The following is a 24,078-nucleotide window of genomic DNA, read 5'->3' as shown; positions in this document are numbered from 1 at the left end:
ACAACAAAAGGTTGTTATGCTTGAAATAGGGCACTGCGAACCCCATAAGTACGTAATCATGATGAATGAGACTGGCTGATAATCCGTCCGTAAGGTTACAATCAGTACAGCAGGTGTTTTCAATTTTGATCCAGGAGACGGAAATGTCATACAGTGGCGAACGAGATAACTTTGCACCCCATATGGCGCTGGTGCCAATGGTTATTGAACAGACCTCACGTGGTGAGCGTTCTTTTGATATCTATTCCCGTCTGCTCAAGGAACGCGTTATCTTTCTGACCGGCCAGGTAGAAGACCACATGGCTAACCTGATCGTGGCGCAGATGCTGTTTCTGGAAGCGGAAAACCCGGAAAAAGACATTTATCTGTACATTAACTCCCCGGGTGGCGTGATTACAGCAGGGATGTCCATTTATGACACCATGCAATTCATCAAACCGGATGTCAGCACCATCTGTATGGGTCAGGCTGCATCTATGGGCGCGTTCCTGTTAACGGCAGGGGCGAAGGGCAAGCGTTTCTGCTTGCCGAATTCCCGCGTGATGATTCACCAGCCGCTGGGCGGTTACCAGGGGCAGGCGACGGATATTGAAATCCACGCCCGCGAAATTCTGAAAGTAAAAGCGCGCATGAATGAACTTATGGCGCAGCATACGGGTCAACCCCTCGAGCAGATCGAGCGCGATACCGAGCGCGATCGCTTCCTCTCTGCTTCAGAGGCAGTTGAGTACGGCTTAGTCGACTCCGTGTTGACCCATCGTAATTGATGCCCGCGACGCGAGTGTGCCGCTATACTAAGGTAGGGCGGCACGCTGCTGAATGCAGCTTGCGTCTTAGAATGGCATTTGCGTCGTCATGTGCGGCACAAAGAACTTAAAAAGAGGTTTGGACTCATGACAGATAAACGCAAAGATGGTTCGGGCAAACTGCTGTACTGCTCTTTTTGCGGCAAAAGCCAGCATGAAGTGCGTAAACTGATTGCCGGGCCGTCCGTGTATATCTGCGACGAATGCGTCGATTTATGTAACGACATCATTCGCGAAGAGATTAAAGAAGTCGCACCGCACCGTGAGCGCAGCGCGCTGCCAACGCCGCATGAAATTCGTCATCACCTTGACGACTACGTCATCGGCCAGGAGCAGGCCAAGAAAGTGCTGGCGGTAGCGGTCTATAACCACTACAAACGTCTACGTAACGGCGATACCAGCAACGGCGTAGAACTGGGTAAAAGTAACATTCTGCTGATTGGCCCAACCGGTTCCGGTAAAACGCTGCTGGCTGAAACCCTGGCGCGTCTGCTTGATGTTCCGTTCACTATGGCGGATGCCACCACCCTGACCGAGGCCGGTTATGTGGGTGAGGATGTCGAAAACATCATCCAGAAACTGCTGCAGAAGTGTGATTACGACGTACAGAAAGCCCAGCGCGGGATTGTTTATATCGATGAGATCGACAAGATCTCCCGTAAATCAGACAACCCGTCCATCACCCGTGATGTGTCCGGTGAAGGCGTGCAGCAGGCGCTGCTGAAGCTGATCGAGGGTACGGTTGCCGCCGTTCCACCGCAGGGTGGACGTAAACATCCGCAGCAGGAGTTCCTGCAGGTTGATACCTCCAAGATCCTGTTTATCTGTGGCGGCGCGTTTGCCGGTCTGGACAAAGTCATCTCCCACCGTGTTGAAACCGGCTCCGGCATTGGTTTTGGCGCAACGGTGAAATCGACGGCTGAAAAACCGAACGAAGGCGAGCTGCTGTCTCAGGTTGAACCGGAAGATCTGATCAAATTCGGTCTGATCCCTGAGTTCATCGGTCGTCTGCCGGTTGTGGCAACGCTGAATGAGCTGAGTGAAGAGGCGCTGATCCAGATCCTGAAAGAGCCAAAAAATGCGCTGACCAAGCAGTATCAGGCGCTGTTCAATCTGGAAGGCGTTGACCTGGAATTCCGCGACGAAGCGCTGGATGCCATTGCCAAGAAAGCGATGGTTCGTAAAACCGGTGCCCGTGGTCTGCGTTCTATCGTTGAAGCGGCACTGCTCGACACCATGTACGATCTGCCGTCGATGGAAGACGTTGAGAAAGTGGTGATTGACGAGTCGGTCATCAGCGGTCAAACCAAGCCGCTGCTGATTTACGGCAAGCCGGAAGCACAGCAGGCATCTGGCGAATAATTCACCAAATCATACAAGCAGTTAATCAAAAAGGGGGGATTTTATCTCCCCTTTACTTTTTCCGTATTCATAGCGTTGAATGTGTGGGAAACATCCCCATATACTGGATACATGTTAATGGTTATGTGAAGCACAGTGACATGACCAGCTTACCTGGCGGACACTAACTAAGAGAGAGCTCTATGAATCCTGAGCGTTCTGAACGCATTGAAATCCCCGTATTGCCGTTGCGCGATGTGGTGGTTTATCCGCACATGGTCATACCCTTATTTGTAGGGCGGGAAAAATCTATCCGTTGCCTCGAAGCCGCTATGGATCATGATAAAAAAATCATGCTGGTGGCGCAGAAAGAAGCATCAACGGATGAGCCGGGTGTAAACGATCTTTTCACCGTCGGGACCGTGGCCTCTATTTTGCAGATGCTGAAGCTGCCTGACGGCACCGTGAAGGTGCTGGTAGAAGGGCTGCAGCGTGCGCGTATTACCACTCTGTCAGACGACGGCGAGCACTTCTCTGCGAAGGCAGAGTACCTTGATTCGCCTGAACTTGATGAGCGCGAGCAGGAAGTGCTGGTGCGCACCGCGATTAGCCAGTTTGAAGGCTATATCAAGCTGAACAAGAAAATCCCACCAGAAGTGCTGACGTCGCTGAACAGCATCGACGATCCTGCGCGTCTGGCGGACACCATCGCTGCACACATGCCGCTGAAGCTGGCTGACAAACAGTCCGTGCTGGAAATGTCCGACGTTAACGAACGTCTGGAATACCTGATGGCGATGATGGAGTCTGAAATCGATCTGCTGCAGGTTGAGAAGCGTATTCGCAACCGCGTGAAAAAGCAGATGGAGAAATCTCAGCGTGAGTACTATCTGAATGAGCAGATGAAGGCCATTCAGAAAGAACTGGGCGAGATGGACGACGCGCCGGACGAAAACGAAGCGCTGAAGCGTAAGATCGACGCGGCGAAAATGCCGAAAGAGGCAAAAGAGAAAGCTGAAGCAGAACTGCAGAAGCTGAAAATGATGTCTCCAATGTCGGCTGAAGCGACCGTCGTTCGCGGCTACATTGAATGGATGGTGCAGGTTCCGTGGAACGCCCGCAGCAAGGTCAAAAAAGACCTGCGTCAGGCGCAGGAGATCCTGGACACCGACCACTACGGCCTGGAACGCGTCAAAGACCGCATTCTTGAGTACCTCGCGGTACAAAGCCGTGTGAACAAAATTAAAGGCCCGATTCTGTGCCTGGTCGGACCGCCGGGGGTGGGTAAAACCTCTCTGGGTCAGTCCATCGCCAAAGCGACCGGACGTAAGTATATCCGTATGGCGCTGGGTGGCGTACGCGATGAAGCGGAAATCCGCGGTCACCGCCGTACCTACATCGGCTCTATGCCGGGTAAACTGATCCAGAAGATGGCGAAAGTGGGCGTTAAAAACCCGCTGTTCCTGCTCGATGAGATCGACAAGATGTCGTCGGACATGCGCGGCGATCCGGCATCTGCCCTGCTGGAAGTGCTTGATCCAGAACAGAACGTGGCGTTCAGCGATCACTACCTGGAAGTGGACTACGACCTGAGCGACGTGATGTTCGTGGCAACCTCCAACTCCATGAACATTCCGGCTCCGCTGCTGGACCGTATGGAAGTGATCCGTCTCTCTGGCTATACCGAAGACGAGAAGCTGAACATCGCTAAGCAGCACCTGCTGCCGAAGCAGATTGAGCGTAACGCGCTGAAAGCCAACGAGCTGACCGTCGAGGACAGCGCGATTATCGGCATCATTCGCTACTACACCCGTGAAGCGGGCGTGCGTAGCCTTGAGCGTGAAATCTCTAAGCTGTGTCGTAAAGCGGTGAAACAGCTCCTGCTGGATAAGAGCCTGAAACACATTGTGATTAACGGCGACAATCTGCATGCCTACCTGGGCGTTCAGCGCTTCGACTATGGTCGTGCGGACAACGAAAACCGCGTTGGCCAGGTGACCGGTCTGGCATGGACGGAAGTGGGCGGCGAGCTGCTGACCATCGAAACCGCCTGTGTGCCGGGCAAAGGCAAACTGACCTACACCGGCTCGCTGGGTGAAGTGATGCAGGAGTCCATCCAGGCGGCGCTGACCGTGGTGCGCGCGCGCGCGGAGAAACTGGGTATCAACCCTGATTTCTACGAAAAACGCGACATCCACGTACACGTTCCTGAAGGGGCGACGCCGAAAGATGGCCCAAGCGCGGGTATTGCCATGTGTACCGCTCTGGTTTCCTGTCTGACTGGCAACCCGGTGCGTGCCGATGTGGCAATGACCGGTGAAATTACGCTGCGCGGTCAGGTTCTGCCAATCGGTGGCTTAAAAGAAAAACTGCTGGCGGCACACCGCGGTGGGATCAAAACCGTATTGATCCCTTATGAAAATAAACGCGATCTGGAAGAGATTCCGGACAACGTGATTGCCGACCTGCAGATCCATCCTGTTAAGCGCATTGAGGAAGTTCTTAGCCTCGCATTGCAAAATGAACCGTCAGGAATGCAGGTTGTAACCGCAAAATAGTGACCTCGCGCAAAGAGCGTCAATAAAAACAAGGCTGGTAAGTCATTTCGCACTTGCCAGCCTTTTTTTGTATAGCTAATTTAGATTGCTGATTAGGTCAGCCATCAACAACGGGTGTTGTAAGGTCATGGCAGGCCTGATATAACTGCTGCGCGGTCGCGTCGTGAAGGATTCAGGCGCGATATAAATTATAAAGAGAGGAAGAGAACAGTGAATAAATCTCAACTGATTGACAAAATTGCTGCGGGTGCTGATATTTCTAAAGCTGCAGCTGGACGTGCGTTAGATGCATTAATTGCTTCTGTTACTGAATCTCTGCAGGCTGGAGACGACGTTGCACTGGTAGGCTTCGGTACTTTTGCTGTTAAAGAGCGTGCTGCCCGTACTGGCCGCAACCCTCAGACCGGTAAAGAGATCACCATTGCTGCTGCTAAAGTGCCGGGTTTCCGTGCAGGTAAAGCGCTGAAAGACGCAGTAAACTGATTGCTTTCCCGTTTCAGGGAAGCCGGAAAGTACAAGGGCGCATCATTTGATGTGCCTTTTTTATTTGTCCAGACCTGATTTGTGCGAGTTTATGCGAGTTGTGGGCTGACAATCGCCCCGTTTTCTTGTCACAATACGCCTTCACGCGCGACGGGCAGGATTTTCCGTCAGCGTCAGGTAACCAGTCACCTACAGCGGAGTGTTGTTACACCATGATGGACAGCTTACGCACGGCTGCTAACAGTCTCGTGCTCAAGATTATTTTCGGTATCATTATCGTGTCGTTCATATTGACCGGCGTGAGCAGTTACCTTATTGGCGGTGGCGCAAACTACGCCGCAAAAGTGAATGGCCAGGAGATCAGCCGTGGTCAGTTCGAGAATGCTTTTGCCGGTGAACGTAACCGTATGCAGCAACAGCTGGGCGACCAATTCTCTGAACTGGCGGCGAACGAAGGGTATATGAAGACCCTGCGCCAACAGACGCTGAATCGTCTTATCGACGAAGCGCTGCTGGATCAGTATGCCAAAAAACTGGGCCTTGGCATCAGCGATGAGCAGGTGAAAAAAGCCATCTTCTCCACCCAGGCCTTCCAGTCTAACGGGAAATTCGACAACGCGCGTTACAACAGTATCGTCAACCAGATGGGGATGACGGCCGATCAGTACGCGCAGGCGCTGCGTAACCAGCTGACGACCCAGCAGCTCATCAATGCCGTCGTGGGCACCGATTTCATGCTCAAAGGTGAAACGGACGAACTGGCCGCGCTGGTGGCGCAGCAGCGCGTTGTACGCGAAGCGACAATTGATGTGAACGCCCTGGCGGCGAAACAGCAGGTAAGCGACGCTGAACTGAACGCTTACTACGAGCAAAACAAGAATTCCTTTGTTTCCCCAGAGCAGTTCCGCGTGAGCTACATCAAGCTGGATGCGGCCGCGCTGCAGGAAACCGCGTCTGACGCGGAAATCCAGTCTTACTACGACCAGCACCAGGATCAGTTCACTCAGCCGCAGCGTAACCGCTACAGCGTGATTCAGACCAAAACCGAGGCTGATGCCAAAGCGGTTCTGGATGAGCTGAACAAAGGTGCTGATTTCGCCACCGTTGCGAAAGCGAAATCCACCGACATTATCTCCGCGAAAAACGGCGGCGACATGGGCTGGCTGGAAGATGCGACCACGCCAGACGAGCTGAAAAATGCCGGTCTGAAAGAGAAAGGCCAGCTTTCAGGCGTGATTAAGTCTTCCGTTGGTTTCCTGGTCGTGCGTCTTGACGACATCACCGCGGCAAAAACCAAGCCGCTGGCTGAGGTTCGTGACGATATCGCGGCGAAAGTGAAGCAGGAAAAAGCGCTGGATGCCTACTACGCGCTGCAGCAGAAGGTGAGCGATGCGGCCAGCAACGATAACGAATCGCTGGCGGGCGCAGAGCAGGCAGCGGGTGTGAAGGCGGTTGAGACGGGCTGGTTTGGCCGTGACAACCTGCCGGAAGAGCTGAACTTCAAACCGGTTTCTGATGCCATCTTCAACGGTGGTCTGGTGGGCGAGAACGGCACGCCGGGCAGTAACTCTGACATCATTACCGTCGACGGCGATCGTGCGTTTGTGCTGCGCGTCAGCGAGCACAAGCCAGAAGCGGTCAAACCGCTGGCGGACGTGAAGGATCAGGTTGTCGCTCAGGTTAAGCACAACAAGGCGGAACAGCAGGCGAAACTGGATGCTGAAAAGATTCTGTCCGATCTGAAAGCGGGTAAAGAAGACGCGCTGAAAGCGGCTGGCCTGAGCTTCGGTGAAGCGAAAACGCTGAGCCGTACCGGTCAGGATCCAATCAGCCAGGCCGCGTTTGCTCTGACTCTGCCTGCGAAGGACAAGCCAAGCTTCGGTACCACCACCGATGCGCAGGGTAACGTCGTTCTGCTGGCGCTGGATGAAGTGAAAGCCGGCACCCTGCCAGACGCGCAGAAGAAAGCGATGGTTCAGGGAATTACCCAGAACAATGCCCAGATTGCCTTCGAAGCCATGATGAGCAACCTGCGTAAAGAAGCCAAAATCAAGCTGGGTGATGTCATGACTCAGCAGCAGTAATTACGCGTCTGCTCGCAGATTTTCGTAACGCTCTGCAATAACTGAAGGCCGCTTTCGCGGCCTTTTCCATTTCTGCAATCTGCTGTTTGTACCGAGTTTATCTGGCGGCTATCGTGACCTGGCTGTCAACAAACAAGGAGGTAACAGCATGAAATGTGGAATCAAAGCACTGTTAATTACGCTGGCTATTGCCACCACGGGAATAAGCGCGGGCGCGCTGGCGGCGGCGCCCGCCGCCAAACCACAGGCTACGCAGAGCAGGTCCGACGCGGCAGCGCCGGTGCAGGGGCAAACTAAAGCGACTGAAGCCGGTAAAAATGCGGATGATGACGGTACGCGGGTCAGCATCAATTCGGCCTCAGCGGAAGATCTGGCCCGAGTGATGAACGGTGTCGGCCTGAAAAAAGCGCAGGCCATCGTCAGCTACCGAGAAGAGTATGGTCCCTTCAAAACGGTCGACGATCTCAAACAGGTGCCGGGCATGGGCAGCGCGCTGGTTGAGCGCAACCTCTCACACCTGACGTTGTAATTAAGCAATTTCTTGCACTGCGGCAAAATTTTGCCAGGATAAAGAGGTCATACCAGTTATGACCTCTCAACCTACAATAACAGTAAAGGCTATTGCGCTATGCAGACAAAAATCAAAGTACGCGGTTTTCATCTCGACGTTTACCAGCATGTGAACAACGCTCGCTATCTTGAGTTTCTTGAAGAAGCGCGCTGGGACGGGCTGGAAAATAGCGAAAGCTTTCAGTGGCTGACCGCGCACAACATCGCGTTCGTGGTCGTCAATATCAACATCAACTATCGACGCCCGGCCGTGCTGGGCGATGTGCTCACGGTGACCAGCCAGGTTCAGCAGATCAATGGCAAAAGCGGGGTGTTAAGCCAGGTAGTGACGCTCGATCCGGAAGGGCAGATGGTCGCTGATGCGCTGATCACCTTTGTCTGTATCGATTTGAAAACGCAGAAAGCGCTGCCGCTGGAAGGGGAGTTGCGGGAAAAGCTGGAATTGATGATCGCTTAAAAGTTTGTCTTTTATAAAAGACAAAAGGATTTTTCAGGGATAGAATAATGGACAGGGACTACGTTGTTGAACGTTACCGTACCCGTGACGGAAAAGTGCCGTTTGAGGAGTGGGTGGCGAAGATGAAGCGAAAGGATCCGGATGTTGTTTTCCGGATCCTTGTACGGGTTAACCGTGCGATAAAACGTAATTTTGGCGATTACAGATATCTCAGGGAAGGTATCTGGGAGATGCGCATCGACAGTGGTCCCGGCTACAGGATCTATTTTGCGGTAGAAAATCGGCAGGTTTTATTGTTACTTGTGGGTGGTGACAAAAAGAGCCAGAAAGCAGATATTCAACTGGCGATAGACTTCTGGAACGATCGTCAATCAAAAGGATAATCAGATGAGTGCCGCTGAACGAAAATATTCAAGTTCTGTTAGTCACCATGATGCTGTTGTGAAAATGCTGCGGGAGGATCCCTCCTGTGCTCAGCTTTATCTGCAAACAGCCCTGGAGGAGATCTATGAAGACCAGGGGATCCCTGCCTATCTCATTGCACTCCGTCAGGTCATCGAAGCCCGAGGCGGCATAGGAGAAATCTCCGCCAAATCCGGTCTGTCCCGTCAACAGTTATACCGAACCTTATCTGATAACGGCAACCCAACGCTGACGACGCTAATGAAAGTGACTCGTGCTGCCGGCGTAAAACTGTTCGACAGCACGGTTAAGTAGCGTTATCTAAGCCCGGTCTTTTTCTTCATCGCGGCCATCACGCCGACCTTATCGGCTAGATAATGATTCAGCCCGTTAGCGCGAAGATTGCAGGCCGCGCACTGTCCGCAACCGTCGCCTTTGATGCCGTTATAGCAGGTGAGCGTTTCGCTGCGAACCAGGTCCAGTTTGCCCCAGTAGTCCGCCAGCGCCCAGGTTTCGGCTTTATCCAGCCACATGAGCGGGGTTTCAAAGCGCGTCTCTTTCGCCATCCCCAGATTGACGGCGTGGTTTAGCGCTTTCACGAACTCATCACGACAGTCCGGGTAGCCGGAGAAGTCGGTCTCGCAGACGCCGGTGATCACCGCTTCGGCTTTTACCTGATAGGCGTAAATCGCCGTCAGGGTCAGGAAAAGAATATTGCGGCCCGGTACGAAGGTATTCGGAATGCCGCTGGCATCAGGTTCGTAGTCCGGGACGGGAATACTGTCTCGGGTGAGGCTGCTCACGGCCAGTTCATTTAGCAGCGTAACGTCCAGCACCTTGTGCGCGCGTGCGCCCAATTTCAGGGCCAGTTCACGGGCAACGTCGATCTCAGCGCGATGACGCTGACCATAATCGAAAGTGACGCAGTGAACTTCATCGTACTGATGAAGAGCCTGAACCAGGCAGGTAGTAGAGTCTTGTCCTCCGCTGAACACGACGACGGCACGTTTCATAAATCATCTCGACTGTTACGGTAAAAACGTTATGTTACCGTCAGACCACGACGGCGACCAGCTTCTTCACGATTTGGGCGCGGGCAGCCAGGCTTCGGTGAAGTCAAACCAGCCGCGGGTGTTGAGGCGAATGCCGTTGACGCCCGGCGGGGCGCTGATCTGATATTGATAATTGAACAGGGGAGTGATCGCCGCCTTTTCCATGAGTCGGGAAAAGATGGCCTTCAGCCCGGCATGTCTGGCCTGTTCGTCTGCCTGAGTCTGCACCGCATCAAGGGTAGCCTGAAGATGAGCATATTGCGGTGCGCTAAGCACGTGTGGCCAGAGGGCATCACAGCGCAGCCACTGCTCAAGCGTATATTCCGGCGCTTCGCCAATCAGCCTGTCGCCCATCATAATGTCCGCATCCGCCAGGTGCGGGCACCCGTCCCAGGTTTTCGCATCGTAGAAGATCGCCGTAAGCTCGCAGCCGTATTGTGCAAGGTACTGTTTTAGCTGGCGCGCCATCGTGTGTAACTCAACTGGTAAATGATAAATCAGGGTTAATTTCTTCGGCAGAGGGACATGAGTTAAGTCCGGCCACTGAGGGATCGCCCAGCCGGGAAGCAACTCCTCTGTTGGGGTAATCAGCCCTTCATTCAGCGGAAGCGTATGCAGAAGCGTCGAGAGATGAATGATGTTGATGAGCCGACGAGCCTGCATGTCGCTCAGGCGCGGGCTTTGCTTCAGGGTGAGGTAACAAAAGCCCAGACTGGTGCTGTTCGTCACCGGGCGCAGGCTCTTCAGCTCATCCGGCTCGCCAATGGCGATCTGCACCGGATGGCGACAGCTGGTCCCTAACCCCCGGTCAAACAGAGACGGTGTGATCCAGTACTCGATAGCCTTAAGCAGCGGATGGCTGAGATGGTACTGTTCGTGGCTTTCCAGACGAACCAGATCCGGCTCATACACGCTGAGTCTGAAGGGACCGCTGCCCGTCATCGGCTGTTCAGGATGTGCAAGCCGGCTACAGTAGGTTGCCAGGCGGTGTGCCAGCCAGTAATCCGGCTGATGCAGCGTAAAGGTCAAACACTGAGGATGGGTAACGTCAACGCGTAACACGCTCTGAAACAGTTTGCGCAGGGCAGGCAAGGTAAAAAGCGCATTAAGGCTTTGCTGAAGCTGCCCGGTTTCGATCTTATCGCCGTTATGCCAGTGCAGAGTGGAACGAATGTAGAAATGCCAGCGCAGCCCGTCAGCGGAGACCTCCCAGTGATGCGCCAGATCGCCGGTGGGTTCGCTGCTGTTACCGTTAAATCGCGTCAGTCCGGAGAAGACCTGTCCTGCCAGATGCTGCTCTGCCCGGCCGGGTAAAAACCCCGGCTGAAGCGGATCCAGCGAGCGGTAATAGGGAATGCGCAGCGTCGGCGTGTCGTTTTGCCACTGCCCGCCTAAAAACGGATGCAGCAATGACCGTAATTCAGCGGGGGCAAGCTGGGCCAGCTCAAGCGCGTTGTGCTGTTCTCCGCGCTTCAGCGCCTCCTCCATCATCGCATTGCGCAATGACTCCGGCGCGACGTGGAACGTCAGCTCTCCCCGCTTACCGCGGCCAGACTGCGCTCGCCAGCTCAGCCAGCCCGCCTCCTGGGCCTGACGCAGCAGCGTGCGGACATGCCGCTCGCTGCAAAAACAGCGGGCGGCCAGTTCGCTGATGGTGACCTGCTGCGTTGCGCCCAGGGAAGGCTGCCACAGGCGGTGATACTGGTTGAGTCGATTGAGCTGGCGCATAGGAAACCCGGAACAATAATTATCATCTATTCACTATTACTTCCGTATATCTCACACGATACTGTTGCACAAGTTAACCGCATCACATTTCGGGAGTTATCATGGCTCGGCTCGCTGCATTTGATATGGACGGTACGCTGTTAATGCCGGATCACCGTTTAGGGGAGAAGACCCTGAACACGCTGAAGCGCCTGCACGAGCGTAATGTCACCCTGACGTTTGCCACCGGGCGTCACGTGCTGGAAATGCGTCATTTGCTGGGCGCGTTTTCCCTCGACGCTTTTCTGATTACCGGCAACGGGACGCGAATTCACTCCGTAGAAGGCGATGTGCTGCACCGACAGGATCTCAGCCCGGAAGTGGCGGACATCGTGCTGCACAGCGCCTGGGACACGCAGGCCAGCATCCACGTCTTTAACGATCGGGGCTGGTTTACCGGTCATGAAATCCCGGATTTGCTGCACGCGCATGTTTACAGCGGCTTTAAATACCAGCTTATCGATCTGCGTCGGATCCCCGCCCATGCTGTAACCAAGATCTGCTTCTGCGGCGATCGCGACGATCTCCGTCGCCTGAGGATCCAACTGAATGAGGCGCTGGGCGACCGGGCACATTTAACCTTCTCGGCGGTGGATTGTCTGGAGGTGCTGCCGGTGGGCTGTAACAAAGGCTCCGCGCTGGCGGTGCTGAGCGACCACCTGGGCCTGACGATGCAGGATTGTATGGCGTTTGGCGACGCCATGAACGACCGCGAAATGCTGGGCAGCGTGGGTCGCGGTCTGATCATGGGGAATGCGATGCCGCAGCTCATCGCAGAACTTCCCCATCTACCGGTTATCGGGCACTGCCGCAATGAAGCGGTGTCCCATTTTTTGACGCATTGGCTGGACAACAACAACCTCCCTTATTCCCCCGAATAGCGAGATCCTTCCAGCAAGCCAGACTTCGGTCTGGCTTTTTTTATTTCAGCAGCTGCGCAATCTGCGCTTTCCACGGTGAGATATCGCCAATGTTGGCCTGTACCCACTCCGCGTTGTAGTACGTCTCAAGATAACGCTCTCCGCTGTCGCACAGCAGCGTGACGATGGAGCCATTGCGACCCGCTTCGCGCATACGTGCGGCAAGCTGCAGTGCGCCCCACATATTGGTGCCCGTCGATGCCCCCACTTTGCGCCCCAGCTGCGTTTCCAGCCAGTGTGCGGTGGCCACGCTGGCGGCATCCGGCACGCGCAGCATCTCATCCACAACGTCAGGGATGAAAGAGGGCTCCACGCGCGGGCGGCCAATCCCTTCAATTTTGCTGCCCACCGGGCTGCGCAGACCGGCATCGCGGTTTTGCCAGTAGTCGAGGAACACGGAGTTCTGCGGGTCAACCACCATCAGCTGAGTATCGTAGCCCTGACAGCGGATGTAGCGTCCAATGGTGGCTGACGTGCCGCCGGTACCGGCGCTCATCACAATGTACGACGGAACCGGGTGCGGTTCGTGGGTCATCTGGCGGAAAATACTGTCGGCAATGTTGTTATTGCCGCGCCAGTCCGTCGCGCGCTCGGCGAAGGTGAACTGGTCCATATAGTGGCCGTTGAGTTCACGGGCCAGCATTTCAGAGGCCGCATAGATTTCGCAGGCGCTTTCCACGAAGTGGCAGCGGCCGCCGTAAAATTCGATCTGTTCGATTTTGCGTTTTGCGGTGCAGGACGGCATCACCGCGATAAACGGCAGGCCCAGCAGACGGGCGAAATAGGCTTCGGACACCGCCGTAGAGCCGGATGAGGATTCAATAATGGTGGTGCCTTCTTTAATCCAGCCGTTGCATAAGCCGTATAAAAACAGCGAGCGTGCCAGGCGATGCTTCAGGCTACCGGTGGGATGGGTGCTTTCGTCTTTCAGATAGAGCTGAATGCCGTCAAATCCCGGCAGGGAAAGGCGAATCAGGTGGGTATCCGCCGAGCGCTGATAGTCGGCATTGATTTCGCTGATCGCATGTTTAACCCAGGTGCTATTCATCGTCGTTATCCGTTTGTCATTTTGTGCCTAGCATAGCGAAAAGCACAGAAAAAATTGTTGCTATCTGGCCTTTAAAATAGAATTAAGGGAGAAAATTTTTCTCTTTGAGGTGGGTATGCTAGATAAAATTGACCGCAAGCTCCTTTCCTTGCTGCAAAGTGACTGTACCCTCTCTTTGCAGGCGCTGGCGGATGCCGTTAATCTGACCACCACCCCATGCTGGAAGCGCCTCAAGAAGCTTGAAGATGACGGCATTCTTCTTGGGCGCGTCGCGTTACTCGATCCCGAAAAGCTGGGGCTTGGGCTGACGGCATTTGTGCTGATAAAAACGCAGCATCACAGCAGCGAGTGGTATTGCCGCTTCGTGACCCAAGTGTCTGAGATGCCCGAAGTGCTCGGTTTCTGGCGTATGGCCGGCGAGTACGATTACCTGATGCGCGTTCAGGTGGCCGACATGAAGCGCTATGATGATTTCTACAAGCGGCTGGTGAACAGCGTCCCGGGCTTATCGGACGTCACCTCAAGCTTCGCCATGGAACAGATTAAGTACACCACAGCATTACCCATTGAATAACTTCGTAAAATACCTTCAGGAACAAACCGCGTGCGATTATTTGCCCAATTAAGCTGGTACTTTCGTCGGGAGTGGCAACGCTACCTCGGTGCGGTCGCCCTGCTTATTATCATTGCCATTCTGCAGCTGATCCCGCCGAAAGTGGTGGGCTACGTCGTGGATGGCGTCACTGAACAGCATTACACCACCGCACGGGTGTTGATGTGGGTCGGCACGCTGGTGCTGACGGCGGTCATTGTGTATCTCCTGCGCTACGTCTGGCGCGTGCTGCTGTTTGGTGCGTCCTATCAGCTGGCCGTTGAGCTGCGTGAAGATTTTTACCGCCAGCTGAGCCGACAGCATCCCGAATTTTATCTGCGCCACCGCACCGGCGATCTTATCGCCCGCGCCACTAACGATGTCGACAGGGTGGTCTTTGCCGCCGGGGAAGGGGTGCTGACGCTGGTGGACTCGCTGGTGATGGGCTGTGCGGTGCTGATCGTGATGTCCACGCAGATCAGCTGGCAGCTGACCCTGCTCGCCCTGCTGCCGATGCCGATCATGGCGCTGGCGATCAATCGCTACGGCGAACAGCTGCACGAGCGCTTCAAGCTGGCTCAGGCGGCGTTTTCGTCTCTGAACGATCGCACCCAGGAGAGCATGACCAGCATCCGCATGATCAAAGCGTTTGGCCTGGAGGACCGGCAGTCTGCGCTGTTTGCGGCCGATGCCGCAGACACCGGGGCGAAGAACATGCGCGTCGCGCGTATTGATGCCCGCTTTGACCCAACGATCTATATCGCAATCGGCATGGCAAACCTGCTGGCCATTGGCGGCGGCAGCTGGATGGTGGTACAGGGTACGCTCACCCTGGGGCAATTGACCAGCTTTGCCATGTATCTGGGGCTGATGATCTGGCCGATGCTGGCGCTGGCCTGGATGTTTAACATTGTGGAGCGCGGCAGTGCCGCCTATAGCCGCATTCGCGCCATGCTGGCCGAAGCGCCGGTGGTCATCGACGGTAGCGAAGCCGTACCGGAAGGGCGCGGCGTCATGCATGTCGACGTCCGCAAGTTTGTCTATCCGCATACGGAGCATCCGGTGCTGGAGAACGTCAGCTTTACGCTGCAGCCTGGCCAGATGCTGGGCATCTGTGGCCCGACAGGATCCGGGAAAAGTACCGTACTCTCCCTGCTTCAGCGCCACTTTGACGTCACCGAGGGCGATATCCGCTTCCATGATATTCCGCTCACCAGCCTGCTGCTGGATGAGTGGCGTGGTCGCCTGGCGGTTGTCAGCCAGACGCCGTTTCTTTTTTCTGACACCGTGGCGAACAACATCGCGCTTGGTTGCCCGGCAGCAACGCAGGAAGAGATCGAGCATGTGGCACGTTTGGCCAGCGTGCATGATGACATTTTGCGCCTGCCGCAGGGCTACGACACCGAAGTCGGGGAACGCGGCGTCATGCTGTCCGGCGGGCAAAAACAGCGTATCTCCATTGCCCGCGCGCTGCTGCTGAATGCGGAAATCCTGATCCTGGACGATGCGCTCTCCGCCGTGGATGGCCGTACCGAGCATCAGATCCTGCATAACCTGCGCCAGTGGGGTGACGGACGCACGATAATCATCAGTGCCCACCGTTTGTCAGCGCTTACCGAAGCCAGCGAAATTCTGGTATTGCAGCACGGCCATATTGCCCAGCGCGGGCAGCATGACGCGCTGGCCGAGCAGCCGGGCTGGTATCGCGATATGTACCGCTATCAGCAGCTTGAAGCGGCGCTGGACGATGCGCCGGAGCAGGACGAGGAGGCCGCCAATGCGTAAGCTAGGAACGATGTGGCCGACGCTCAAACGTCTGCTGGCCTACGGCTCGCCGTGGCGTAAACCGCTCTCGGTTGCCGTGCTTTTACTCTGGATTGCGGCCATTGCAGAGGTGAGCGGTCCGCTGCTCATCAGCTACTTCATCGACAATATGGTCGCCAAAAGCTACCTGCCGCTCGGGCTGGTGGCGGGCTTAGGCGTGGCCTACGTGGGCTTACAGCTGACGGCCGCCGGGTTGCACTATGCCCAGTCGCTGCTGTTTAACCGTGCCGCCGTGGGCGTCGTTCAGCAGCTGCGTACCGATGTCATGGACGCGGCGCTGCGCCAGCCGCTCAGTGAGTTTGATATCCAGCCGGTCGGGCAGGTGATCTCGCGCGTGACCAACGATACCGAGGTGATCCGCGATCTCTACGTCACCGTAGTGGCGACCGTATTGCGCAGCGCGGCGCTGATTGGCGCGATGCTTGTCGCGATGTTCAGCCTCGACTGGCGCATGGCGCTGGTAGCAATCACTATCTTCCCGGCGGTGCTGATCGTCATGGTGATTTACCAGCGCTACAGCACGCCGATTGTGCGTCGGGTTCGCGCCTACCTGGCCGACATCAACGACGGCTTCAACGAAGTGATCAACGGCATGAGCGTCATCCAGCAGTTCCGCCAGCAGGCGCGCTTTGGCGAGCGGATGGGCGAAGCCAGCCGTTCGCACTATATGGCGCGTATGCAGACGCTGCGGCTTGACGGTTTCCTGCTGCGGCCGCTGCTGAGCCTTTTCTCGGCGCTGGTGCTGTGCGGGCTGCTGATGCTCTTTGGCCTGAGCTCAAACGGTACGATTGAAGTGGGCGTGCTGTATGCCTTTATTAGCTATCTGGGTCGCCTTAACGAGCCGCTGATTGAACTTACCACCCAGCAATCAATGCTGCAGCAGGCGGTCGTCGCCGGTGAGCGTGTATTTGAACTGATGGACAGGCCGCGCCAGGCCTACGGCAGCGATGAGCGGCCTCTGCAAAGCGGCGCCATTGCGTTTGATAACGTCTCGTTTGCCTATCGCGAAGACCGGCTGGTGTTGCAGGACATCTCCCTTGACGTTCCGTCGCGCGGTTTCGTCGCGCTGGTGGGGCATACCGGGAGCGGTAAGAGCACGCTCGCCAGCCTGCTGATGGGCTACTACCCGGTTACGCACGGCGAAATCCGCCTCGACGGACGCCCGCTCGCGTCGCTCAGCCACACGGTGCTACGCAAAGGCGTTGCGATGGTGCAGCAGGATCCGGTCGTGCTGGCCGATACCTTCTACGCCAACGTCACCCTGGGGCGGGACTATTCAGAGGCGCAGGTTTGGGCGGTGCTGGAAACGGTGCAGCTGGCAGAGCTGGCGCGCGGGTTCAGCGAGGGGATCAATACCAAACTGGGCGAGCAGGGCAACAATCTCTCCGTGGGGCAAAAGCAGCTCCTGGCGCTGGCGCGCGTTCTGATTGAAACGCCGCAGGTGTTGATTCTGGACGAAGCCACGGCCAGTATTGACTCCGGCACCGAGCAGGCGATTCAGCAGGCGCTGGCCGCGGTACGCGACCATACGACGCTGGTGGTGATTGCCCACCGCCTTTCCACCATCGTCGACGCGGATACCATTCTGGTGCTGCATCGCGGACAGGCCGTGGAGCGCGGTACGCACCGTGAGCTGCTGGAAGCAAAAGGGCGCTACTGGCAGATGTACCAGCTGCAGCTGGCGGGCGAAGAGCTGGCCGCCAGCGTGCGCGATGAAGAGTCGCTTAGCGCCTGATGCACTAAAATGAGGCGCTGCGCTAACGGTCATTCCTGTTGGTGCAAAACTGAAACGCACCCTGCACCGGCATGGTGCGTTTTTTTTCGCCTCTTCATCTATCAAGAGCGTATAACGCTCATCGCATCGCTGTTCCTTCCCGTTTTCATTTCTGGCACACCCCTTGCAGTACCTTCTGCGTTAGCTGCGGCCATTACCGAATTCTGACTGGAGGGGATCTATGAAGCTGGTTACGGTTGTAATCAAACCATTCAAACTCGAAGACGTGCGTGAAGCGTTGTCTTCAATGGGTATTCAGGGACTGACTGTCACCGAAGTGAAAGGCTTTGGTCGTCAGAAGGGGCATGCCGAGCTTTATCGCGGGGCGGAATACAGCGTTAACTTTCTGCCAAAAGTAAAAATTGACGTTGCGATTGCGGATGACCAGCTTGATGAAGTGATTGATGTCATTAGCAAAGCGGCCTACACCGGCAAAATTGGCGACGGCAAAATTTTCGTTGCCGAACTGCAGCGCGTCATTCGCATCCGTACCGGCGAATCTGACGAAGCGGCTCTGTAAGTAACTCCTGGCACACAGTGATAGGGATCGAGAAAATGAAGATAGCAACACTCAAAACGGGTCTGGGTTCGCTGGCACTGCTGCCGGGCCTGGCGCTGGCGGCTACCCCTGCGGTGGTCGACAAAGCCGATAACGCCTTTATGATGATCAGCACCGCGCTGGTGCTGTTCATGTCTATTCCGGGTATTGCCCTCTTTTACGGCGGCCTGATCCGTGGCAAAAACGTTCTCTCCATGCTGACGCAGGTTGCCGTGACGTTTGCACTGGTCTGCGTGCTGTGGGTGGTTTACGGCTACTCGCTGGCGTTCGGCACGGGCAACGCCTTCTTTGGTAACTTCGACTGGGTGATGCTGAAGAATATTGAGCTGACCGCGCTGATGGGCAGTTTCTATCAGTACATTCACGTGGCGTTCCAGGGCTCGTTTGCCTGCATTACCGTCGGGCTGATCGTGGGCGCGCTGGCGGAGCGTATTCGGTTCTCTGCGGTCCTGATCTTCGTGGTGGTCTGGCTGACGCTCTCCTACGTGCCGATTGCGCATATGGTCTGGGGCGGCGGTCTGCTGGCGACGCACGGCGCGCTGGACTTTGCGGGCGGTACCGTTGTTCACATCAACGCCGCGGTCGCGGGTCTGGTGGGCGCCTACCTGATTGGCAAGCGCGTGGGCTTCGGTAAAGAAGCGTTCAAACCGCACAACCTGCCGATGGTCTTTACCGGTACCGCGATCCTCTACTTTGGCTGGTTTGGCTTCAACGCCGGTTCCGCAAGCGCAGCAAACGAAATCGCCGCGCTGGCCTTTGTGAACACCGTTGTGGCCACGGCGGGTGCGATCCTCTCCTGGGTGTTTGGCGAGTGGGCCGTTCGCGGTAAACCGTCACTGCTGGGTGCCTGTTCCGGTGCGATTGCCGGTCTGGTTGGCATCACGCCTGCGTGTGGTTATGTCGGCGTGGGCGGTGCGCTGCTGGTCGGCCTGGTGTCCGGTCTGGCGGGTCTGTGGGGCGTGACCGCGCTGAAACGTCTGCTGCGCGTGGATGACCCTTGCGATGTGTTTGGCGTGCACGGCGTGTGCGGCATCGTCGGCTGTATTATGACCGGCATCTTCGCTGCGAAATCGCTGGGCGGCGTGGGCTACGCGGAAGGCGTCACCATGGTGCACCAGGTGCTGGTGCAGTTGGAAAGTATCGCTATCACCGTGGTGTGGTCAGCCGTTGTCGCGTTCATTGGCTACAAGCTGGCGGACATGACGGTGGGTCTGCGCGTACCGGAAGAGCAGGAACGCGAAGGTCTGGATGTGAACAGCCACGGCGAGAATGCGTATAATGCTTGAGTAGCGTCCATTGCCCGGTGGCGCTGCGCTTACCGGGCCTACGGATCGTGCTTTTGTAGGCCGGGTAAGGCGAAGCCGCCACCCGGCTTTTTAACGTCAACCGCGATTACGCATCACCCCTTCCTGCACCGTCGAGGCGACCAGGACGCCGTCCTGGGTATAAAACTCACCGCGCACAAACCCGCGCGCGCTCGACGCCGACGTACTTTCCACGCTGTAGAGCAGCCACTCGTTCATGTTGAACGGGCGGTGGAACCACATAGAGTGATCGATCGTCGCGACCTGCATCCCTTTTTCGAGGAAGCCAACGCCGTGCGGCTGGAGCGCCACCGGCAGGAAGTTGAAGTCAGACGCATAGCCCAGCAGATGCTGATGGACGCGGAAATCTTCCGGCACCGTGCCGTTGGCGCGGATCCAGACCTGGCGCTTTGGCTCGGCGGTGTGGCCTTTCATCGGGTTGTGGAACTCCACCGGGCGGATCTCAAGGGGCTTATCGCAGAGAAACTTCTCTTTGACCTGCGGCGGCAGCAGATGCGCCAGCGCGCGAGCGATATCCGTTTCCGATTTGAGATCGTCCGGCGAGGGGGCCGGGGGCATGGTTTTCTGATGCTCATAGCCCTGTTCCGGCGCCTGGAAAGAGGCGGTCATGTAAAAGATCGGCTTGCCGCTCTGAATGGCCGCGACGCGGCGCGCGCTGAAGCTGTTGCCGTCTCGCAGCACTTCAACGTCATACACGATGGGTTTTGCGCTATCGCCGGGGCGCAAGAAGTAGCTGTGGAACGAATGCACCAGACGGTCTGCCGGGACAGTCTCCTTTGCCGCGTACAGCGCTTGTCCTACGACTTGCCCACCGAAGACCTGGCGTAAGCCTAAATCTTCGCTCTGTCCGCGAAAGAGTCCTTCCTCAATTTTTTCCAGATTCAATAATGTCAGCAGATTGTTCAGTGCCTGACTCATAGTTTTCCTCAATAAACGCCGTAGCGAAAGATAGGCAGAGTATAACGCAGAAACGAAAGTGGTCCGATGGGTAGATTAATCTGAATATCGGTACGTTTTCAGGCAGAAATCGGTGATCTGTGCCACACTTGGATACGTTATGTGATTGAAACGACATCGGATGGGATCGATCCCGCTGGTGCATTGATGATAAGGAGACTTCAATGAAACTCGTGCCTATGCTAAGTGGTGTAGCGATTGCGGTGGCGTTGTCCGCCTGTGCCGGTAAGAGCGCTCAGGTGCCAGTACCAACAGCAAACCCGAATGGGATTAATACCCTTTCGCAGCAATCCATTCAGCAGCCTAACGTTTCAGGTACCATCTGGATTAAACAGAAAGTTGCGTTGCCGCCGGATGCGGTATTAACGGTGACCTTGTCTGATGCTTCTCTGGCCGACGCGCCGTCGAAGGTTCTGGCTCAGCGTGCCGTCCGTACCGAAGGCAAGCAGGCGCCGTTTAGCTTCGTGTTGCCGTTTAACCCGTCGGATGTGCAGCCTAACGCGCGTATCCTGCTGAGCGCGGCGGTCACCATCAACGGTAAGCTGGTCTTTATCACCGATACGGTCCAGGAAGCGATTAACCACGGTGGGACAAAAATCGACCTGAACCTGGTGCCCGTGCAGCAGACCGAAGTACCGGTCGCGCAGCAGACCAATCAGCCGTCTCTGCCAACCCCGCCGACTCAGATGTAACGTATGCCCTGCCCCTCTCCTTTGGGAGAGGGGTCAGTAAACCCAGCGAAACTTCTGCAAATCGATCTGTCCTGACCCTGACACCTGCACCCCTTCTGAAAGTAACGCCTGACGCTGACGCTGGAGATCCGGTCCGGTAAGCGAAATCACGCCATGACGATTCACCACCCGATGCCAGGGCAACGTACTGCCTTCCGGCAGCCGTTTCAGAACGCCTCCCACCTGTCGCGCCGCGCGCGGGGAACCGGCCAGACGCGCGACATCGCCATAGGTGGTGACATAGCCTTCCGGGATTGAGGCCACGATTTGCCATACGCGCTGTGGAAAGGAGTCGTGTTCGTCCATACCTTCACCTGTGGGGAGTTTCTGGAAAGCTATGGTAAACGAAGATTGTCATGATTGCTGCGCCAGTTTGCGCAAGAAACCAGCATCCGGTTCCTGGCGGCTTGCAATTGGGGCTTCGCACAGGGATAATGCGCCAGCGCGTTGGTTATCAACGCTCTCAATGGGGGCTCTGTTGGTTCTCCCGCAACGCTACTCTGTTCACCAGGTCAGGTCCGGAAGGAAGCAGCCAGGGCAGACGACGTGTGTGCCGGGATGTAGCTGGCAGGGCCCCCACCCATTTCTGCCCTCATCAGTTTCTTCAGCTTCGCCTTTATCCTAAATCGCTATACCCATAATAATATTGTGCCTATATCCTGTAATATATATTTCATGGCACTGAAATATTGTTGTCATAAACCTGTAATAATAGACTGGCATTTTATAATTGGATGTCCATTTGTAGCATAATTCAAAAAAATATATATCTGGATAACATTGTTAACTTCGTGTATTAAATAAAGTACTTATTCCGAAGGGAAGTGACAAACATGGCTACAGCGGTGTTAAACGTTAAGATTGATGACGCGCTAAAAGAAAGGCTTCGCCACTATGCGGAAGTGAATAACGAGAATTTAAGCGTGACGACAGAGAAACTGCTGCTGCTGGCGTTCGAAGCAGTAGAAGAGGCGGGAGTATCGGAAGAGGATATTGATAATCAGCATACGGAAGAAGAGAGTGTTTCTCCTTTTACTCCTAAAGAAATCAAAGCTCTACGTAAACTTCTGAAGAAGAGAAAATGAAACAACAACTGTCAACTGCCAATGACTACAAAGAGGCCTGCGATCTGTTGCGTTCAGGCTACGTGAAGCACGTACGTCTTGGCTGGAATGTCGGAAGTGATGAGTTCTTTCGTATTGCGTCTGACTGGTGTGATACCGGCGCAAAAATAAAGAAAGACGGTGAAAACTTCGTTATTTCACTGAAAGGTTTTCCTATTCCTGCTCAGCATTAAATCCCGACGGGTGAAAACTGCTGACTGTATTCGTGACAGTCAGCAGTTTTTATTTATTATGATCTGCTTCAAAAATTTGAATATTAGATCACGCTGCGTTTCAATGATGGCACGTTTTTATTCAGGGCCAGCCATAACGGTTTGATCCTCAGCAACGCCTCCTCCAGCTCTGCCGATTCGAGCGAGAAGGGCATCCGCAGATAGCGGTCAAACGCGCCGGATAAACCAAACCGCGTGCCGGTCCCCAGATTGATCCCCAGAATCTCAGCCCGTGCGGCAAGCTGCGTCGCCAGCATGCCCGGGAGTTCAATCCAGTAAGAGAGCCCGCCTTCCGCTTCATGGAATCGCCAGTCCGGGAAATGTTCGCGCAGCAGGTCACCGCATCGCTCCCGTCGTTCCGCCAGCATCTTCCTGCGTGCGGGCAAAAACGTCTCGCTGTTGTTAATCAGCCACTCCATCGCCAGCTGTTCCAGCAGCGGCGAGCCTAAGTCGAGCGTATCTCGCGTCTGGGCAAGCGTGGCGATCGTGCGCGATGAGGCGCGGATCCAGCCGAGACGCAGCCCGCCCCAGAAGCTTTTGCCGCCAGAGCCTAACGTAATCACGGTGGCCTGCGGGTTAAAGGCGGCCAGCGGTGGCGGGGGAGGGGCATCAAACCAGAGATCCACCATCGTTTCATCCACCACCAGCGCCGTGCGGGTTTGGGCGGCAATATCGGTAATGGCCTGACGGGTGGCGATATCCATACAGCGCCCGGTAGGGTTGTGAAAATCAGGCATCAGATACGCCAGGCGCGGTGCCGTCTGGGCAAGCGTCGCCGCGAAGCCGTCCGTATCCCAGCCGGTTTCCGGCAGCGACACCCCCACGGGCCGACACTGCGCGCCCTGAATGGCAGCAATCGCCAGCGGATAGGTGGGATGATCGACCACGACGCGGTCCCCCGGCCCGGTCATCATCCGCAGGACCAGCGCAAAGCCGCTGACGGCACCATTGACCACCATCACTTCGTCTGCGCGAGTGGGAAGACCCCGCGCGGTGTAGCGCGCCGCGATGGCCTCCCTCAGCGTCGGCAGCCCAAGCTGATCGTAGCCCGTCAGCGAGAGATGCTGGGTAATGGCCGTAAGCGCATGGGCATAAGCCTGGTGGATCTCCGGCCCGGCATGGAGGGCGGCAGTGGAGAGATCCAGCGCCGCACTCGCCGCGGAAAGCGTGGGGACGGCGCGGGCATCCGGGAGGAGCACGCGTGACCCGCTGCCGTGGCGGCTTTCCAGGTAACCCTCCTCGCGCAGATGGGCGAGGGCGCTGCTGACGGTGGTCCGGCTCACGTCCAGCGCAGAGGCGAGCTCGCGCTCGCCCGGAAGCCGCGTATTTAAAGCCAGACGTCCATCAAGAATGAGCAGGCGCAGCGCGTCGGCCAGCTGTCGCCAGAGCGGGGTGCGGGAGGAGGCCTGCTGCCAGTGGCCTAAAAGGCGTACCAGAGACTGGCTTCCAAAGCGACGTGATGACATATACAGTCCACTATTTGAAAACTGGA

24 protein-coding genes and 1 other RNA gene are annotated in these 24,078 nt (G+C 56.1%); 19 read left to right on the top strand and 6 right to left on the bottom strand.

What is annotated here, in order from left to right:
* The first annotated feature begins 143 nt into the window (after positions 1-143).
* From clpP to ACJBF3_RS08890, 9 genes are all read left to right on the top strand, one after another.
* Complete coding sequence (gene clpP, locus ACJBF3_RS08930) at positions 144-767, top strand: ATP-dependent Clp endopeptidase proteolytic subunit ClpP (RefSeq protein ID WP_008503317.1); 624 nt, start codon at positions 144-146, stop codon at positions 765-767.
* A 126-nt stretch (positions 768-893) separates the two neighbouring features.
* Positions 894-2,168, top strand: coding sequence for an ATP-dependent protease ATP-binding subunit ClpX (gene clpX, locus ACJBF3_RS08925; RefSeq protein ID WP_045328356.1), 1,275 nt, complete (start codon positions 894-896; stop codon positions 2,166-2,168).
* A gap of 182 nt (positions 2,169-2,350) precedes the next feature.
* Positions 2,351-4,705 carry an endopeptidase La gene (gene lon, locus ACJBF3_RS08920; protein ID WP_406544945.1) on the top strand — a complete coding sequence of 785 codons (2,355 nt, stop codon included), beginning with the start codon at positions 2,351-2,353 and terminating at the stop codon, positions 4,703-4,705.
* 210 nt (positions 4,706-4,915) lie between these two features.
* On the top strand, positions 4,916-5,188 hold the full coding sequence (hupB, locus tag ACJBF3_RS08915) for a nucleoid-associated protein HU-beta (RefSeq protein WP_002444653.1): 273 nt from the start codon (positions 4,916-4,918) through the stop codon (positions 5,186-5,188).
* A gap of 212 nt (positions 5,189-5,400) precedes the next feature.
* Complete coding sequence (gene ppiD, locus ACJBF3_RS08910; protein WP_045328359.1) at positions 5,401-7,272, top strand: peptidylprolyl isomerase; 1,872 nt, start codon at positions 5,401-5,403, stop codon at positions 7,270-7,272.
* Positions 7,273-7,420: 148 nt separating this feature from the next.
* Positions 7,421-7,801: a helix-hairpin-helix domain-containing protein gene (locus ACJBF3_RS08905; RefSeq protein ID WP_045328361.1), complete on the top strand. Its 381-nt coding sequence runs from the start codon at positions 7,421-7,423 to the stop codon at positions 7,799-7,801.
* A 99-nt stretch (positions 7,802-7,900) separates the two neighbouring features.
* Positions 7,901-8,299: a YbgC/FadM family acyl-CoA thioesterase gene (locus ACJBF3_RS08900; protein WP_023310574.1), complete on the top strand. Its 399-nt coding sequence runs from the start codon at positions 7,901-7,903 to the stop codon at positions 8,297-8,299.
* Positions 8,300-8,346: 47 nt separating this feature from the next.
* Positions 8,347-8,682 (top strand): type II toxin-antitoxin system RelE/ParE family toxin, encoded by a 336-nt coding sequence (locus tag ACJBF3_RS08895; protein WP_045328363.1) that lies wholly within the window; start codon positions 8,347-8,349, stop codon positions 8,680-8,682.
* 4 nt (positions 8,683-8,686) lie between these two features.
* On the top strand, positions 8,687-9,016 hold the full coding sequence (locus ACJBF3_RS08890; protein WP_023332237.1) for an addiction module antidote protein: 330 nt from the start codon (positions 8,687-8,689) through the stop codon (positions 9,014-9,016).
* 2 nt (positions 9,017-9,018) lie between these two features.
* On the opposite strand, the gene queC is transcribed toward ACJBF3_RS08890, so the two are convergent.
* Positions 9,019-9,714, bottom strand: a complete 696-nt coding sequence (gene queC / locus ACJBF3_RS08885; RefSeq protein ID WP_045328365.1) for a 7-cyano-7-deazaguanine synthase QueC — start codon at positions 9,712-9,714, stop codon at positions 9,019-9,021.
* A gap of 66 nt (positions 9,715-9,780) precedes the next feature.
* A complete protein-coding gene (locus ACJBF3_RS08880) occupies positions 9,781-11,481 on the bottom strand; it encodes an SgrR family transcriptional regulator (protein WP_045328367.1) in 1,701 nt (566 codons plus the stop codon).
* A gap of 101 nt (positions 11,482-11,582) precedes the next feature.
* On the opposite strand from ACJBF3_RS08880, the gene cof reads away from it, so the two are divergent.
* On the top strand, positions 11,583-12,401 hold the full coding sequence (cof, locus tag ACJBF3_RS08875; protein ID WP_045328368.1) for an HMP-PP phosphatase: 819 nt from the start codon (positions 11,583-11,585) through the stop codon (positions 12,399-12,401).
* A 40-nt stretch (positions 12,402-12,441) separates the two neighbouring features.
* Here the strand turns inward: cof and ACJBF3_RS08870 are convergent, their stop codons facing one another.
* Positions 12,442-13,488: a PLP-dependent cysteine synthase family protein gene (locus ACJBF3_RS08870; protein WP_045328370.1), complete on the bottom strand. Its 1,047-nt coding sequence runs from the start codon at positions 13,486-13,488 to the stop codon at positions 12,442-12,444.
* A 115-nt stretch (positions 13,489-13,603) separates the two neighbouring features.
* On the opposite strand from ACJBF3_RS08870, the gene ACJBF3_RS08865 reads away from it, so the two are divergent.
* The 5 genes from ACJBF3_RS08865 to amtB all read left to right on the top strand — a co-directional run bounded on the left by ACJBF3_RS08865 (position 13,604) and on the right by amtB (position 19,523).
* Entirely contained in the window at positions 13,604-14,062 is a 459-nt protein-coding gene (locus tag ACJBF3_RS08865) for an Lrp/AsnC family transcriptional regulator (RefSeq protein WP_008503307.1), read from the top strand.
* 30 nt (positions 14,063-14,092) lie between these two features.
* Entirely contained in the window at positions 14,093-15,865 is a 1,773-nt protein-coding gene (locus tag ACJBF3_RS08860; RefSeq protein ID WP_045328371.1) for a SmdA family multidrug ABC transporter permease/ATP-binding protein, read from the top strand.
* Positions 15,858-17,639: a SmdB family multidrug efflux ABC transporter permease/ATP-binding protein gene (locus ACJBF3_RS08855; RefSeq protein ID WP_045328373.1), complete on the top strand. Its 1,782-nt coding sequence runs from the start codon at positions 15,858-15,860 to the stop codon at positions 17,637-17,639. The genes ACJBF3_RS08860 and ACJBF3_RS08855 overlap by 8 nt, the downstream gene beginning before the upstream one ends.
* Before the next feature lie 220 nt (positions 17,640-17,859).
* Positions 17,860-18,198 carry a P-II family nitrogen regulator gene (glnK, locus tag ACJBF3_RS08850; RefSeq protein WP_008503304.1) on the top strand — a complete coding sequence of 113 codons (339 nt, stop codon included), beginning with the start codon at positions 17,860-17,862 and terminating at the stop codon, positions 18,196-18,198.
* A 35-nt stretch (positions 18,199-18,233) separates the two neighbouring features.
* Positions 18,234-19,523 (top strand): ammonium transporter AmtB, encoded by a 1,290-nt coding sequence (gene amtB / locus ACJBF3_RS08845; RefSeq protein ID WP_024906831.1) that lies wholly within the window; start codon positions 18,234-18,236, stop codon positions 19,521-19,523.
* 96 nt (positions 19,524-19,619) lie between these two features.
* On the opposite strand, the gene tesB is transcribed toward amtB, so the two are convergent.
* Positions 19,620-20,480, bottom strand: coding sequence for an acyl-CoA thioesterase II (gene tesB / locus ACJBF3_RS08840; RefSeq protein ID WP_045328375.1), 861 nt, complete (start codon positions 20,478-20,480; stop codon positions 19,620-19,622).
* A gap of 203 nt (positions 20,481-20,683) precedes the next feature.
* On the opposite strand from tesB, the gene ACJBF3_RS08835 reads away from it, so the two are divergent.
* Positions 20,684-21,211, top strand: a complete 528-nt coding sequence (locus ACJBF3_RS08835; RefSeq protein WP_045328377.1) for a YbaY family lipoprotein — start codon at positions 20,684-20,686, stop codon at positions 21,209-21,211.
* Positions 21,212-21,244: 33 nt separating this feature from the next.
* On the opposite strand, the gene ACJBF3_RS08830 is transcribed toward ACJBF3_RS08835, so the two are convergent.
* Complete coding sequence (locus tag ACJBF3_RS08830; RefSeq protein ID WP_045328379.1) at positions 21,245-21,556, bottom strand: MGMT family protein; 312 nt, start codon at positions 21,554-21,556, stop codon at positions 21,245-21,247.
* 170 nt (positions 21,557-21,726) lie between these two features.
* Here ACJBF3_RS08830 and ffs point away from each other — a divergent pair.
* The 3 genes from ffs (at position 21,727) to ACJBF3_RS08815 (ending at position 22,547) form a co-directional block, all read left to right on the top strand.
* Positions 21,727-21,823, top strand: an RNA gene (gene ffs / locus ACJBF3_RS08825) — signal recognition particle sRNA small type.
* A 260-nt stretch (positions 21,824-22,083) separates the two neighbouring features.
* The gene (locus ACJBF3_RS08820) at positions 22,084-22,335 is read left to right on the top strand and encodes a hypothetical protein (RefSeq protein WP_023310587.1); all 252 of its coding nucleotides are present in this window, start codon (positions 22,084-22,086) and stop codon (positions 22,333-22,335) included.
* A complete protein-coding gene (locus tag ACJBF3_RS08815; RefSeq protein ID WP_023293152.1) occupies positions 22,332-22,547 on the top strand; it encodes a hypothetical protein in 216 nt (71 codons plus the stop codon). The genes ACJBF3_RS08820 and ACJBF3_RS08815 overlap by 4 nt, the downstream gene beginning before the upstream one ends.
* Before the next feature lie 83 nt (positions 22,548-22,630).
* Here ACJBF3_RS08815 and ACJBF3_RS08810 read toward each other — a convergent pair whose 3' ends face one another.
* The gene (locus ACJBF3_RS08810; protein ID WP_045328383.1) at positions 22,631-24,052 is read right to left on the bottom strand and encodes a PLP-dependent aminotransferase family protein; all 1,422 of its coding nucleotides are present in this window, start codon (positions 24,050-24,052) and stop codon (positions 22,631-22,633) included.
* Between the last annotated feature and the right edge of the window lie 26 nt (positions 24,053-24,078).

Origin of the sequence: Enterobacter sp. PP-008-ECC_S150 (assembly GCF_045257065.1) — a bacterium.
In the GTDB taxonomy this organism is placed as follows: Bacteria; Pseudomonadota; Gammaproteobacteria; order Enterobacterales; family Enterobacteriaceae; genus Enterobacter; species Enterobacter chengduensis.
This window is presented reverse-complemented; position numbering and strand designations above follow the sequence as displayed.

Bases quoted from the DNA above. Each gene is read 5' to 3' on its own strand.
- ACJBF3_RS08865 (WP_008503307.1), top strand. From the start codon at position 13,604: ATGCTAGATAAAATTGACCGCAAGCTCCTTTCCTTGCTGCAAAGTGAC.
- ACJBF3_RS08855 (WP_045328373.1), top strand. From the start codon at position 15,858: ATGCGTAAGCTAGGAACGATGTGGCCGACGCTCAAACGTCTGCTGGCC.
- ACJBF3_RS08900 (WP_023310574.1), top strand. From the start codon at position 7,901: ATGCAGACAAAAATCAAAGTACGCGGTTTTCATCTCGACGTTTACCAG.
- ACJBF3_RS08905 (WP_045328361.1), top strand. From the start codon at position 7,421: ATGAAATGTGGAATCAAAGCACTGTTAATTACGCTGGCTATTGCCACC.
- ppiD (WP_045328359.1), top strand. From the start codon at position 5,401: ATGATGGACAGCTTACGCACGGCTGCTAACAGTCTCGTGCTCAAGATT.
- cof (WP_045328368.1), top strand. From the start codon at position 11,583: ATGGCTCGGCTCGCTGCATTTGATATGGACGGTACGCTGTTAATGCCG.
- ACJBF3_RS08810 (WP_045328383.1), bottom strand. From the start codon at position 24,052: ATGTCATCACGTCGCTTTGGAAGCCAGTCTCTGGTACGCCTTTTAGGC.
- ACJBF3_RS08895 (WP_045328363.1), top strand. From the start codon at position 8,347: ATGGACAGGGACTACGTTGTTGAACGTTACCGTACCCGTGACGGAAAA.
- amtB (WP_024906831.1), top strand. From the start codon at position 18,234: ATGAAGATAGCAACACTCAAAACGGGTCTGGGTTCGCTGGCACTGCTG.
- queC (WP_045328365.1), bottom strand. From the start codon at position 9,714: ATGAAACGTGCCGTCGTCGTGTTCAGCGGAGGACAAGACTCTACTACC.
- clpP (WP_008503317.1), top strand. From the start codon at position 144: ATGTCATACAGTGGCGAACGAGATAACTTTGCACCCCATATGGCGCTG.
- ACJBF3_RS08890 (WP_023332237.1), top strand. From the start codon at position 8,687: ATGAGTGCCGCTGAACGAAAATATTCAAGTTCTGTTAGTCACCATGAT.
- ACJBF3_RS08870 (WP_045328370.1), bottom strand. From the start codon at position 13,488: ATGAATAGCACCTGGGTTAAACATGCGATCAGCGAAATCAATGCCGAC.
- lon (WP_406544945.1), top strand. From the start codon at position 2,351: ATGAATCCTGAGCGTTCTGAACGCATTGAAATCCCCGTATTGCCGTTG.
- ACJBF3_RS08820 (WP_023310587.1), top strand. From the start codon at position 22,084: ATGGCTACAGCGGTGTTAAACGTTAAGATTGATGACGCGCTAAAAGAA.
- clpX (WP_045328356.1), top strand. From the start codon at position 894: ATGACAGATAAACGCAAAGATGGTTCGGGCAAACTGCTGTACTGCTCT.
- glnK (WP_008503304.1), top strand. From the start codon at position 17,860: ATGAAGCTGGTTACGGTTGTAATCAAACCATTCAAACTCGAAGACGTG.
- ACJBF3_RS08880 (WP_045328367.1), bottom strand. From the start codon at position 11,481: ATGCGCCAGCTCAATCGACTCAACCAGTATCACCGCCTGTGGCAGCCT.
- ACJBF3_RS08835 (WP_045328377.1), top strand. From the start codon at position 20,684: ATGAAACTCGTGCCTATGCTAAGTGGTGTAGCGATTGCGGTGGCGTTG.
- tesB (WP_045328375.1), bottom strand. From the start codon at position 20,480: ATGAGTCAGGCACTGAACAATCTGCTGACATTATTGAATCTGGAAAAA.
- ACJBF3_RS08815 (WP_023293152.1), top strand. From the start codon at position 22,332: ATGAAACAACAACTGTCAACTGCCAATGACTACAAAGAGGCCTGCGAT.
- ACJBF3_RS08830 (WP_045328379.1), bottom strand. From the start codon at position 21,556: ATGGACGAACACGACTCCTTTCCACAGCGCGTATGGCAAATCGTGGCC.